Origin of the sequence: Parabacteroides sp. FAFU027 (assembly GCF_022808675.1) — a bacterium.
Lineage (GTDB): Bacteria > Bacteroidota > Bacteroidia > Bacteroidales > UBA7332 > CAXXIC01.
Map to the genome: position 1 here is coordinate 43,558 of NZ_JAKZKV010000003.1, position 13,527 is coordinate 57,084.

General features: G+C 44.6%; 14 protein-coding genes. 3 read left to right on the top strand and 11 right to left on the bottom strand.

Features of this window, described 5'->3' with window-relative positions:
• The first annotated feature begins 32 nt into the window (after nt 1–32).
• From MLE17_RS05475 to MLE17_RS05485, 3 genes are all read left to right on the top strand, one after another.
• Complete coding sequence (locus tag MLE17_RS05475; protein WP_243347752.1) at nt 33–866, top strand: MBL fold metallo-hydrolase; 834 nt, start codon at nt 33–35, stop codon at nt 864–866.
• Between the two features lie 526 nt (nt 867–1,392).
• The gene (locus MLE17_RS05480; protein WP_243347753.1) at nt 1,393–1,722 is read left to right on the top strand and encodes a nucleotidyltransferase domain-containing protein; all 330 of its coding nucleotides are present in this window, start codon (nt 1,393–1,395) and stop codon (nt 1,720–1,722) included.
• A complete protein-coding gene (locus MLE17_RS05485) occupies nt 1,707–2,105 on the top strand; it encodes a HEPN domain-containing protein (protein WP_243347754.1) in 399 nt (132 codons plus the stop codon). The genes MLE17_RS05480 and MLE17_RS05485 overlap by 16 nt, the downstream gene beginning before the upstream one ends.
• Before the next feature lie 108 nt (nt 2,106–2,213).
• Here MLE17_RS05485 and MLE17_RS05490 read toward each other — a convergent pair whose 3' ends face one another.
• From MLE17_RS05490 to MLE17_RS05540, 11 genes are all read right to left on the bottom strand, one after another.
• Nucleotides 2,214–3,749, bottom strand: a complete 1,536-nt coding sequence (locus MLE17_RS05490) for an acyl-CoA carboxylase subunit beta (RefSeq protein ID WP_243347755.1) — start codon at nt 3,747–3,749, stop codon at nt 2,214–2,216.
• Between the two features lie 45 nt (nt 3,750–3,794).
• Nucleotides 3,795–4,298 (bottom strand): acetyl-CoA carboxylase biotin carboxyl carrier protein subunit, encoded by a 504-nt coding sequence (locus MLE17_RS05495; protein ID WP_243347756.1) that lies wholly within the window; start codon nt 4,296–4,298, stop codon nt 3,795–3,797.
• Between the two features lie 48 nt (nt 4,299–4,346).
• Nucleotides 4,347–5,861, bottom strand: coding sequence for an acetyl-CoA carboxylase biotin carboxylase subunit (gene accC, locus MLE17_RS05500; protein WP_243347757.1), 1,515 nt, complete (start codon nt 5,859–5,861; stop codon nt 4,347–4,349).
• A gap of 376 nt (nt 5,862–6,237) precedes the next feature.
• Nucleotides 6,238–7,578, bottom strand: a complete 1,341-nt coding sequence (locus tag MLE17_RS05505; protein ID WP_243347758.1) for a dihydroorotase — start codon at nt 7,576–7,578, stop codon at nt 6,238–6,240.
• 19 nt (nt 7,579–7,597) lie between these two features.
• Nucleotides 7,598–8,893: a 30S ribosomal protein S12 methylthiotransferase RimO gene (gene rimO, locus MLE17_RS05510; protein ID WP_243347759.1), complete on the bottom strand. Its 1,296-nt coding sequence runs from the start codon at nt 8,891–8,893 to the stop codon at nt 7,598–7,600.
• A gap of 144 nt (nt 8,894–9,037) precedes the next feature.
• Entirely contained in the window at nt 9,038–9,991 is a 954-nt protein-coding gene (gene ftsY, locus MLE17_RS05515) for a signal recognition particle-docking protein FtsY (RefSeq protein WP_243347760.1), read from the bottom strand.
• A 105-nt stretch (nt 9,992–10,096) separates the two neighbouring features.
• Nucleotides 10,097–10,249 (bottom strand): DUF4295 domain-containing protein, encoded by a 153-nt coding sequence (locus tag MLE17_RS05520; protein ID WP_243347761.1) that lies wholly within the window; start codon nt 10,247–10,249, stop codon nt 10,097–10,099.
• Nucleotides 10,250–10,257: 8 nt separating this feature from the next.
• Nucleotides 10,258–10,446, bottom strand: coding sequence for a 50S ribosomal protein L33 (gene rpmG / locus MLE17_RS05525; protein WP_243347762.1), 189 nt, complete (start codon nt 10,444–10,446; stop codon nt 10,258–10,260).
• 15 nt (nt 10,447–10,461) lie between these two features.
• Entirely contained in the window at nt 10,462–10,716 is a 255-nt protein-coding gene (rpmB, locus tag MLE17_RS05530; RefSeq protein WP_243347763.1) for a 50S ribosomal protein L28, read from the bottom strand.
• A gap of 194 nt (nt 10,717–10,910) precedes the next feature.
• On the bottom strand, nt 10,911–12,158 hold the full coding sequence (locus MLE17_RS05535) for a CinA family nicotinamide mononucleotide deamidase-related protein (protein WP_243347764.1): 1,248 nt from the start codon (nt 12,156–12,158) through the stop codon (nt 10,911–10,913).
• 43 nt (nt 12,159–12,201) lie between these two features.
• A complete protein-coding gene (locus MLE17_RS05540; RefSeq protein WP_243347765.1) occupies nt 12,202–13,485 on the bottom strand; it encodes a M48 family metallopeptidase in 1,284 nt (427 codons plus the stop codon).
• Nucleotides 13,486–13,527: the final 42 nt, after the last annotated feature.

A 13,527-nucleotide genomic window follows, 5' to 3' on the forward strand; every position in this document is an offset into this window, starting at 1 on the left:
TTCTACATTTGCCTTTCAATTTGCTTATCACCATGAAGTGCAGGATTTTAATGGACAACACGCCGGATAGCGAAAGCCGGCTGCAATGTGAACACGGGCTGAGCCTGACATTCAGCATAGGCGGTCAGCAATGGCTGCTCGACACCGGCGCTACCGGACTCTTTGCCGGAAATGCCAGACAGATGGGTATCGACCTTAACGACATCGACTACCTCGTGCTTACTCATGCGCATTACGACCATACCGGCGGTCTGGAGGTTTTTCTAAAGGAAAATGACCACGCTCCGGTATTCCTATCCGATAAAATCACCGACAATAGCTACTATTCCAAACGCAATGACGGCAAACGAAACATCGGTATCCGCCACGAATTGTTTGAGCAGTATCCGGAGCGCTTCTTCCGGCTCTCCGGCAATCGTTGGATAACTCCCGAGGTAGCGGTGATTTCCGACTTCGGAAACGATTACCCCAAACCCCAAGGGAATCGCATGCTCTATCACGGAGACCATCCCGACACCTTCGAGCATGAAATAGCACTGGTCGTTCGTACCGGCAGAGGCAACGTCGTCTTTACCGGATGCGCCCATAACGGATTGCTCAACATCCTGCACGTAGCCCACCGTTTCGCTCCCGAAGCGCCTATCATTGCAGCCATCGGCGGCACTCACCTGATTGACCCTCGGGAGGGACAGAGCTTTGAAAGTGAAGACGAGATTAAGGCTATGGCAAATGCCCTGACAACTGATTTTCCGGGAATCCGATTGATTACGGGGCACTGTACCGGACAGACTGCCCGGCTGATTCTTATGGAAAAGATGGGTATAAAATTGGAGTGGTTTTGTTGCGGATATGAGGTGGAAATATAGGGGCGACTAAATGCAGACATTGTTGCACACATATTGCCATAAAAAAGATGTAGGGTATGGGATATTTTAATTGGACAATCTATCTAAGACCCCGATTTGCCAAAGAATTTATCGGGATATTGCTCAATTTATCCCGGATAGAGTTTGTCCCAAGTCGGACAGACACTGTCCTACTTAGGACGAGGTTCGTCCCAAGTAGGACAAGACTTGTCCCAAGTAGGACGGAGTTCGTCCTAGTTAGGACAAGAGTCGTCCGAAGTAGGACAGAGTCCGTCCCAGTTGGGACAGCTTTCGTCCGGGTTGGGACAAGGTCTGTCCCGGTTTGTTAGAGTCTTTTACTACACACTATCCACCTGGTAACTTGAAGTCCCCTGTGAATAAAACTACGAAACAACCTATACAAAAAAGCCTTTCAAAATCCGTTGCCTGACCCGAAAGGCTTTCTCTTTTGGAAAAGTAAGCCTGACAAACAGTTCAACTGATTGCATAAGATATTTGTTATCTTTGTATTCATAATAAGAGGGAAATGGAAATCAATCGCGAAAATATCGAAGCCTTATTGGGAACAATCGTAAAGAGACTGTTGCCACTCAATCCTTCCAAAATTATTCTTTTCGGCAGCTATGCCTATGGTACACCAACATCAGATAGTGACCTGGATATTTGTGTAGTCAAGAAACAAATTCTTTCCAAAACAAAAGAAAAACGGGAAATCAGGGAAAAGCTGAAAGATATTGAGGTCGCCAAGGATATTCTTATCCCATCGGAAGAAGAATATGAGTTTTATCGCAAACAATATGGTTCGGTTTTTATGGATATTGATATGAAAGGACGAGTGTTATGGCAGAATTCCTGAGTCAATACCAGCTACTATTCAATAAGGCCCGAACAGATTATCATGCTGCACAGGTTTTATTTCAAAGCTTCAATCGGGGGGATAGCGAACTTGATTTGGAAGTTATCTATTTCCACTTGCAGCAATGCGCCGAAAAATGTTTTAAATCAATTCTCTCCTACCATCAGGTCAATTTTCCCAAAGTACATGACCTAGAGCTATTGGTAAATCTCCTTCATCCATTAAAAATTGAATTGCAAGCCGATACTGAACTGCTTATCGAACTGAGTGACTTCGCTGTAGAGGGGAGATACAACATTATTCATGACGATTTAGAACAGGCTCAACAATATTTCCGTGAAGTAGAAATTCTTCTAACGCAAGTTAAAGCCCTGATATCCTAACGGATTCTTACAACAATATACTCGAAACAACCCAACAAGAAAAAAGCCTTTCAAAGTCCGTCGCCGGACCCGAAAGGCTTTCTCTTTTGGAAAAAGTAAACTGATGAATTACAACGGAATGTTTCCGTGTTTCTTAGCCGGATTAGTCCGGATTTTAGTATGAGTCATATCCAGCGCCTGGATGATTTTGGCACGGGTCTGCTGAGGCAGGATGATTTCGTCTATGTAGCCCAGTTCAGCTGCGCGGTACGGGTTGGAGAACATCTCTTCGTACTCTTTCAGGGCAGCCGCTTTCTCTTCTTCGCTGGAGTTACGGTACAGAATATTAACCGCACCGGCAGCACCCATTACAGCAATCTCCGCATTCGGATAAGCAAAGTTCACATCACTACCGGTATGCTTGCTCGACATCACGATGTAAGCGCCGCCGTAAGCCTTGCGGGTGATGATGGTAATCTTCGGCACAGTAGCCTCCACGTAAGCGTAAACGATTTTAGCACCGTGGCGAATAATACCGTTTTGCTCCTGAAGCGTTCCCGGCAGGAAGCCCGGCACATCTTCGAAAGTAATAATCGGAATATTGAAACAGTCGCAGAAACGGATGAAACGAGCTCCTTTGTCTGATGCGTCGATATCAAGAACTCCGGCATAGAATGCAGGCTGGTTAGCCACGATACCGACAGTCTTTCCACCCATGCGGGCAAAACCTACCACGATATTCTGTGCGAAACCCGGCATCACTTCGAAGAAATATTTATCGTCAACAACTGCTTCAATCAGTTCTTTGATGTCGTAAGGTTTGTTCGGGTCAGCAGGAACGATGTCGTTCAGGCTGACATCTTCGCGGGTAACGTCGTCCATCGTTGGCTCTACCGGCGCATCTTCCATATTATTGGAAGGCAGGAAGCTCAACAATTCACGCACCATCATCAGCGTTTCTTCTTCAGTATTGCCCATAAAGTGAGCCACACCGCTCTTCGTGCTGTGGGTAACAGCGCCACCAAGCTCTTCTTTGCTTACATCTTCGTGGGTCACAGTCTTCACGACATCGGGACCAGTCACAAACATGTGGCTTTTCTCCTTCACCATAAAGATAAAGTCGGTCAATGCAGGTGAATAACACGCACCACCGGCACATGGGCCAAGAATCACGGAAAGCTGAGGAATTACCCCCGATGCAATAGTATTCTGGAAGAAGATATCGCCATATCCGGCAAGGCTGGAAACACCTTCCTGGATACGCGCACCACCCGAGTCGTTCAACGCGATAACGGGAGCACCCATCTTAAGCGCCATCTTCTGAAGCTTCACGATTTTATCAGCATTGGTACGGCTCAACGAACCGCCAAACACGGTAAAGTCATACGCGTAAACGTACACCAGACGTCCATCCACTTTTCCATAACCCGATACGATACCGTCTCCGGGGATTTTGGTTTTGTCCATGCCAAAGTTGGTACACTTGTGCACCACAAACTTATCCAGCTCCACGAAAGTGCCTTTATCAAGCAACACGTCGATGCGTTCGCGAGCCGTCAGTTTACCCGACTGGTGTTGTTTAACGATTTTATCTGATCCGCCGCCCAATTCGGCTACGCGGTTTTTCTCAATGAATTTATTATGAATTTGAGCAATCTTACTCATTGTTTTTTGCTTTAGTTGTTGTCAAATAATAATTGCCGGGGTAAATTAGTTCAGCGTAATCAGGGTCTGGTCGCTGTTGATTGCGTCGCCCTCTTTCACGAGAATATCCTTGATGGTACAGGTTTTCTTCACCTTGTACTCGCTCTGCATCTTCATCGCTTCAATCACGATAACAGGCTGGCCGGCTTCTACCTCGGTGCCTTTATCCACCAGGATTTTCACCACTTTACCGGGCATAGGCGAGTAGATGCGGTCCTGAGACTCGTCCGTTTCGTCTTTGCGGCGGTTGCGGAGGTATTTGGCCTGAGTATCCACAATCTCTACAGGAAAGGTGTTGAAAGCCGTATTTACGGTATATTTCTTGCCATTCTCGGCACGTTTCAATTCGGCTGTAAACGATTTGCCATCATGCAAAATAGAGCAGATTCCGTTTTCAGCCATCACGACATCGAGTTCGTAAGTCTTCTCGTCGATTTTGATGACCACTTTATTGTCGTCTTTGCTAACGAGTTCGACGTTGGCAATTCTGTCTCCGATATGTATTTCCATAATCTTAAATGCTTTTATCGTTGAAAAATAATTGAGGGAAAGGTCGGCTTAAATGCGAACCATTCCGTTACGTTTACCAAACTCCCTCCAGCGACTAATTGGCAAGTTGTCGGCAGTTTTGGGTGCATTCTCTTCCAGATTAACAAGGTAATCCATATAAGCGGCAATAATTGCCACATCTTCATCTTCATCCTTTGAAACCTCATATTGGGTCTTCAGCAGGGTTTCGCTGTTTTTCTCGATGAAGTGCGTATTGTAATTGCCCTGTACAAAATCAGGCGTATCCATGATTTTACGCAGGTAGCTGATGTTGGTCTTGATACCGGTAATCTTGTATTCAAACAAAGTACGGCGCATACGCTCGATGGCGTACTCACGGGTCACCGCCCAAACAATCAGCTTACCAATCATCGGGTCGTAGTGCATCGGGATTTCATAGCCTTCATACACGTAGCTGTCCACACGGGTACCGATACCCAGCGGGTCAGTCAACTGTTTGATGACACCCGGACATGGCATGAAGTTATTTTCCGAATCTTCGGCACAGATACGGCACTCGATAGCGTGACCGCGTTGTACCACATCCGATTGTTTTAGTCTGAGGGGAGCTCCGTTTGCCACGTGAATCTGTTCTTTCACCAGGTCAATGCCCAACACCTCTTCGGTAATCGGGTGCTCTACCTGCAAACGGGTATTCATTTCAAGGAAGTAATAATTATGGTTGTCATCCACCAGGAATTCGATGGTTCCTGCACCAACATAGTTCACTGCTGCAGCAGCGGCAACGGCTTTTTCACCCATCTCTTTGCGAAGTGCGTCGGTCATCAATGGAGACGGACTCTCCTCTACGATTTTCTGGTGACGGCGCTGTACCGAGCATTCACGCTCACACAGGTGGATAATGTTGCCGTGTTTATCGCCCAGAATCTGGAATTCGATGTGGTGTGGCGATTCAATGTATTTTTCGATATAAACGGTTTCGTCGCCGAATGAAGACATCGCTTCGGATTTTGCAGTGTTGAATGCGTTTTCGATTTCGCTCTCCTGGCGAATCAGACGCATCCCTTTACCGCCACCTCCGGCAGATGCTTTCAACATTACGGGAAGACCGATGGAAGCGATAACGGATTTCACCTGTTCGAGGTTTTCCATGTTCTCCTGGGTTCCGGGAACAACAGGCACTCCTGCTTCAATCATAGTCTGACGGGCAGAAATCTTATCCCCCATCTTAATCATCGCCTCGGCGCTTGGACCAATGAAAATGATATTTTCAGCTTCGCAACGGCGAACAAATTCTGCACTTTCTGAAAGGAATCCATATCCGGGGTGAATGGCATCTGCACCGAAACGTTTTGCCGCTTCGATGATTCGGTCAATCACCAGATAACTTTCTTTGGAAGGAGCTGGACCGATACAGCATGCCTCATCAGCATAAAATACGTGACGCGATGTACGGTCGGCTTCGGAATAAACAGCAACTGTTTTAATTCCCATCTCTTTACAGGAGCGCATTACACGAATGGCAATCTCGCCTCTGTTAGCTACCAAAATCTTTTTAATCATACCTTGTCTGAGTTTAGTATTATGTATATCAAACGACACACCTAATACAGCTTGTTGAATTGTTCAAAAAAAGCGATGCAAAATTAAGGGTTTTTGCTCTCCGAAGTGTTAAACGGCCAGTTTTTTTGCACACACCAAACCAAAAGTGTGCAGAACACAACTTTTAAAACCTTATTTACAGCGCCTTAAGTGAGAGAATATTTTTTAAGCAACCTGCCTGATTTCCTTCATAAAATGGCTTTTTCGCTCAAAAACAGACCACTATCAAGATTCGCCCTAAATAACAACCTCGTTTTTCAGCTCTATTCACATAAAAAATGCCGTTTCCTCATTCAATAGAGTGAAACGGCATCTTCAATTTATCGACTCAAAACCTTTATGCAAATCTCAATTCCCGGCCACGGCAGTTTTCGTTGATTTGACCGTTTTCATAAGCGATAATGCCATTGACAAATGTCTTTTCAACCTTAGCTTTGAAGGCTGTTCCTTCAAAAGGAGACCAGCCACATTTGTATAATATATTGGACGGAGAAACGGTCCATTCGCTATCCGGATTGACCAGTACCAAATCGGCAAAGTAGCCTTCACGGATAAATCCACGTTTTTCCACCTTATATAATATAGCCGGTGCATGACACATCTTCTCAATCACTAATTCTGTTGTAAACTCGCCTTGTGCTGCCAATTCCAGCATAGCGACTAACGAGTGTTGCACTAATGGACCACCTGATGCAGCCTTGAAGCATGAGCCCTCTTTTTCAGCGGGTAAATGCGGTGCGTGGTCGGTAGCCACTACGTCCAGGCGACCATTTCTCAGAGCCTGAATCAGAGCCTCTTTATCGAAATTGCTCTTGATAGACGGGTTCCACTTAATGCGGTTACCGTATTTTTCGTAATCGCAATCGTTAAACCATAGGTGATGCACACACACCTCGCCGGTAATCTTCTTTTCTGCAAGCGGTTTGTTTTCAAACAAAGCCATCTCCTTGCCGGTAGATAAATGAAGAACGTGGAGACGGGTTCCGCATTTTGCAGCCAATTCCACAGCTTCGGATGACGAACGGTAACAAGCCTCTTCATCTCGAATCAGAGGGTGGTATTTTACCGGTAAATCTTCACCGTAAAGCGCTTTGTATTTAGCAATATTCGCCTGGATGACCTCCTCTTTCTCACAATGGGTGGCAATCAGCATTTCCACCTCAGAGAAAATTCGGGTCAGCGCATCTCTATTATCCACCAGCATATTTCCGGTAGAAGAACCCATGAATACCTTTACCCCACAGGTTCTTTTCGGGTCAGCCTTTTTCACCTCGTCAAGGTTATCATTGGTCGCTCCTATATAAAAGGAGTAGTTCGCTACCGAAACCTCTGCCGCGCGGTCAAACTTTACATTCAACGCTTCGATAGTAGTCGTTTGCGGCTTAGTATTAGGCATATCCATAAAAGAGGTAACACCTCCGGCTACAGCAGCACGTGACTCTGTGGTCAAATCACCTTTCTGTGTCAGCCCCGGCTCACGGAAATGCACCTGGTCGTCAATTACTCCCGGAATTAACCATTTACCTGTAGCATCAATGATAGTTGCATTAGCTACTTCTGCATCAGCCGGAATTTCTCCTTTATAAATAGCTGAAATTATATCGTTTTCCACCAATACGGAACCGACAAAACGGATTCCTTCATTGATGATGGTTGCATTTTTGATTAAAGTTTTCATATCGTGTATTTTAAACTTATCATTTTACAATACCGTACAAATCAAACACATCGGCATTTTCAATCAATACCGGATACAGCTCCCCGATTTGCAACGGTTTATCTTTGGATACTAAAACCTCAGGGTCAACTTCTGGTGAGTCGAATTCAGTGCGACCCACGTAGAAATCCTCTTCTTCACGGTCGATAATCACACGCAATGTCTGTCCGATTTTAGCCTGGCTGATTTCCCCGGCAATACGCTCTTGTACGGTCATCAGTTCATCCATACGCGCCTGTTTGACTTCGAATGGAATATCGTCAGTAAATTCTTTCGCCGCGGTAGTACCCTCTTCTTCCGAATAAGGGAATGCACCCAAACGCTCAAAACGCATCTCCCGTACAAACTCCAACAGCTCTGCAAAGTCTTGCTCCGTCTCTCCCGGAAATCCCACCAACAAAGTGGTTCTCAAATGAATACCGGGAATTTCACGACGCATCGCACGAAGCAACTCGTAAGTTTGCCCCTTGGTCACATTACGACGCATACGGCTCAGAACAGAGTCACTGATGTGTTGCAACGCAATATCCAAATATTTGCAGACATTATCACGCTCACGCATCACACGCAGCAAATCCATCGGGAAATGCGCCGGATAAGCGTAATGCAGGCGAATCCACTCTACTCCCGGAACATCTGATATGCGTTCAATCAGTTCGGCAAGCTTATTTTCCTTATATAAATCAAGTCCGTAAAAAGTCAAATCCTGCGCTATTACCTGAAACTCCTTCACGCCTTTTGCGACCAGGCCTTTTACCTCCTCTACAATCTCATCCATCGGACGCGATTGGTATTTTCCGGTAATAATAGGTATAGCACAATATGCACAGGTACGGTTACATCCTTCACCAATTTTCAGGTAAGCATAGTGTTGCGGCGTGGTGAGAGTACGCTCCAATGCCAGATTCTGGTCATAAGACTTACCCAAATCACCAAGCAACTCCTTCCAGTTGAATTTTCCGTAAAATTTATCCACTTCCGGAATCTCTTCACGTAATTCTGAAACATATCGCTCAGAAAGGCAACCCATTACATACAACTTACCAATTTTACGCTTTTTCTTAGCCTGCACAAACTGGAGAATCATATCAATAGACTCCTCTTTAGCATCCCCGATAAATCCGCAGGTATTAATAACAACAATCTCTCCGTTCGGATTCTCCGAATCGTGCTCTACCTGATAGCCATTAGCCGTAAACTGGCGCATCAGTTGTTCGCTGTCCACCAGATTCTTGGAACAGCCTAAGGTAATAATATCAACTTTGTTCTTTTTCATAAATAAAAAAAGAGCTCCCCTTACTCCTCAAAGGAAGAGTTGCGAGAAAGCCCTGTCAAATCTTATCTGCTATATAGTTTCAGTCCAAATTTCACAATCGAAATATTACTTTTCACCCTCTCCATTCGAGTGATAAGGAGGTCGTTATTCTCCAAAAAGGGAATCCACAAATTCTTTTCTGCGAAAAACCTGCAAATCTTCCATTCCCTCTCCAAGTCCAATGTATTTCACCGGAGTCTTGAACTGGTCTGAAATTCCAATAACAACACCACCTTTTGCAGTGCCGTCCAATTTCGTAATTGCCAGGGCATTTACCTCGGTAGCTGCTGTAAATTGTTTAGCCTGCTCGAAAGCATTCTGTCCGGTGGAACCGTCCAATACCAACAAAATCTCATCGGGAGCTCCCTCAACGACTTTGTTCATAACGTTTTTAATCTTGGATAGTTCATTCATCAGGCCAACTTTGTTATGCAAACGACCCGCAGTGTCAATAATCACGACATCAGCATTACCGGCTTTGGCAGAACTCAGGGTATCATAAGCCACAGAAGCCGGGTCAGAGCCCATCTTCTGCTTAACCACCGGTACACCGACTCGCTCTCCCCAAATCACCAACTGCTCCACAGCTGCCGCACGGAAAGTATCAGCCGCACCAAGCACAACCGAATATCCGTTTTTCTTGAATTGGTATGCGAGTTTACCGATAGTCGTAGTTTTCCCCACACCGTTAACGCCCACTACCATGATTACGTAAGGCTTTCTTCCGGCTGGTACAGTAAATTCCTCAACATCTTCGGCATTGGTCTCGGTCAGCAACGCCCCGATTTCATCTCGGAGAATCGCATTCAGCTCTGACTGTCCAACATATTTATCCGTAGCGACACGTTTCTCAATCCGGTTGATGATTTTCAGCGTTGTCTCAACGCCTACATCGGAGGTAATCAGAATCTCTTCGAGTTCATCAAGCACATCTTCGTCAACGGTTGATTTCCCGACAAGAACCCTTGAAAGTTTAGAAAAAACACTGGTTTTAGTTTTTTCCAATCCCTTATCGAGGGTTTCTTTCTTCTCTTTGGAGAAAAAGTTAAATATTCCCATGATGTTAATTCAAAATACTGTTTATCAGCAACAAAAGTAATCAAAATAGCAATACAAAAAAAGCTTCCCGTAATGAGAAGCTTTTCATGTATATGGTGTTCAGAATTATTTCGCGAAAAATTCTTTTACTTTTTCGTTAGGAACCATTTCTTCCTGGAAAGTGTAGGCGCCTGTTTTTGGTGATTTCACCATTTTGATTACTTTAGAATAAGTACGGCCTTCACCTGTTTGTAATGATGCTACGGTCTTCTTTGCCATGGTCTAGCTTATTTAATTTCTTTATGAACTGTCACTTTTTTCAGGATTGGGTTGTATTTTTTCAACTCCAAACGCTCAGTAGTGTTTTTTCTGTTTTTAGTGGTTACGTAACGAGATGTACCCGGCATGCCACTAGTTTTGTGTTCGGTGCACTCCAGGATAACCTGGATTCTGTTGCCTTTTGCTTTTTTTGCCATTTTTTATGCTCTCCCTTATCCTAAAATACGAATTTCGTTTAAATGACCACCGCTGATTGCTTTTTTAATTGCAGCATCCAAACCAACTTTATTGATGGTTCTCAATCCTGCAGCTGAAAGGGTCAAGGTAATCCATTCTTCCTGCTCTACCCAATAGAACTTTTTCTTGAACAAGTTGACATTGAACACTCTTTTTGTTCTTCTTTTAGAGTGTGATACGTTGTTGCCAACCATCGCTTTTTTTCCGGTAATTTGACAAATCTTCGACATTGCTATCTTGTGTTTTATTATTATTTTCTCCTATTTTCTCAAACAGTCCGCAAAGTAAATCATTTCTTCCGAACTACACAAATATCCACGTACTTTTTTCTCTTATTTAGAAGAACCCCAAAAGAGCAAAAAGAAAATCTCACCACTAAAAATCAACAGATTACCCAACAAAAGTGCAAATACTGTTCAAATCTTTATTTTCGCTTCTGAATCATTTCTGCAGCCATAAACAGCGCAGCATTGGCAGAACGTTGAATATTTGCCTCTCGTTGCGCTCCGAAACGAAAACGCTCCGCACGAATTTTATCTCCGACTTTTGCAGCAATCCAAACCGTACCGACAGGTTTCTCCGGTGTACCGCCATCCGGACCTGCCACTCCGGTAGTCGCTACCGCCACATCGGCTCCCGTTATCCGGGCAACACCTTCCACCATTTGACGGACCACCTGCTCGCTTACTGCGCCATGTTCAATTAAATCCGATTCAGAGACACCTAACACGTTTTGCTTTACCTCATTGGCATAAGCCACAACTCCACCTTTATAATAGGCTGAACTACCGGCAACAGCCGTAATCAGATGCGCAATGTAACCTCCGGTGCAACTTTCAGCGGATGCAAAAGTCAGCCCCTGTTTTTTCAACAATGCACCGATAAATTCACCGATGGGAGCATCGGAAGATTCGAAGATACTCTCTCCCAACAATTCCTTCAACCAAACCTCAGCTTCATCTGCGGCAGCTACAAGGGTATCCCAATCTTCAGACCGTCCGGTCAGACGAAGACGGACAATTCCGGGAGCCGGCAAATAAGCCAACCTGAAAAAATCAGGCAAAGCACTCTCCCACTCTGCAATGTGCATAGCCAGCCCTGACTCGGAATAATTCTTTACCGAATAGGTCCGGTGGAGAATATGAATATCTTTCGCGTATTTAGCTTGCAAGCGGGGAAGAACCTCGTTGGTCATTACCGTTTTCATCTCAAACGGAACGCCAGGCATCGAAACCAGCACTTTTCCACCCCGTTCAAACCAGGTAATAGGAGCCGTTCCTGCCGTATTGGGAATCACGATGCAATCCTTTGGCACATTCGCCTGTCCACGGGTTAGTTCGTTGATTGACATATTCCGGTGAGCAAACATCTCCTCGATATTTCTCAAAACCGATTCATTGAAAACCAGTTCGGTCTTGAAAAATTCACATAATGTCTTTTTTGTGATGTCATCATTGGTCGGGCCAATGCCTCCGGTAACGAGGACAGCATCTACACGGCTTAATGCTGCTTCAAAGGCTTCGAGCAATTCTTCCCGCTCATCGCCAATCGTAGTAATACGAAACACGTCAAAGCCAATTTTATTCAGCTCCTTAGCCATCCATGCAGAGTTCGTATCGACGACCTGTCCTATCAACAGTTCGTCTCCTATGGTTATTATTTCTGTTTTCATAAAAACCTCCCAAGAAGGGCTATTAGAATGTATTTAGATTGAATCATTTCGAAAGTATAAGCATCTCGTCTCCCTTCCCTTTGGGGAGGGCCGGGGTGAGGTCTCTTATTTTCTCCATCCTTTGCAAAAGTGTTGGGTGCGAATAGTGCACAAAAACATACGCCGGATGAGGATTAAGATTACTCAGGGCATGCACCGAAATTTTCTTCAATCCGCTTACCAGAGCGTCACCCAATCCGTAATTGCCTGCAAAAGCATCTGCCTGATATTCATTACGACGGGAAAACAGATTCATCACCAATCCCAATACAGTTGAAACCGGTTGGTAAAGTAAGCCAAACACCACTACACCGATATGAAACGAAGGTTGTGCCACACCTAATATTTCAGCAGAAACAGGATATTTCAGGAAAATGGACAACAGATAAAGCAAGACAAACGACTGCACAAAAGAGATAATCAACGACGAAACCACATGTTTGCGCTTGTAGTGTCCGACTTCGTGCGCTAAAACAGCCACAACCTCTTCGGTATTGAGTTGCTCTATCAACGTATCAAACAACACCACCCGTTTCTTCTTGCCAAAACCGGTAAAATAGGCATTTGCCTTGGTGCTGCGTTTAGAGCCGTCTATCACGAAAATATTTTTCAGGCTAAATCCGGCTTTCCCGCAAAATGACTCAATGGCCGTGCGAAGCTCTCCCTCTTCCAATGGTTTTTGCTTATTGAACAAAGGAACTATCCATTCGGAATAAAACAGCAGCATGACCAACGAAAACAGGGACAATGCGCCCCAGGTAGCCAACCAGAAACTATCTCCCAGTTTTTGATACAGCCACAATACTAACCACAATACCCCACCCATCAATACAACACTCAAAACCAGCGATTTAATCAAATCCAGCACAAAAGTCTTCGGAGTGGTTTTATTGAACCCGAATTTCTCCTCAATCCAAAATGTATTATAAATAGCAAATGGCAAAGTCAGTATTTCATTACCTATATATAATACGGCGAAAAAGGATAACGACACCACTATTTCATTTTGGGGAAAGCTTCTCACCCATTCATCCACCCAGGCAAAACCACCCAGCAACAGCATAGCCAGTTCAATCGCGAGTGTAAACAGTCGGGTATAATCCGAAAAGCGGCTATTGGTCAACGTATAGTTTTGCTGTTTGGCATACTTCTCCTCCTCGTATATTCCTTTTAGCTTTTCGGGAATGATAGGAGAGAGCATTTTTCGGTTCAGAATGGAAAGCGTTTGTTCCAGTGCAAAATCAGCAATAACAAAAATGATTATCAGGAAAAACAGTATTTGAGCCATATCGGTTATTATTTTGAAGTACAAAGGTAACCATTTCACTGT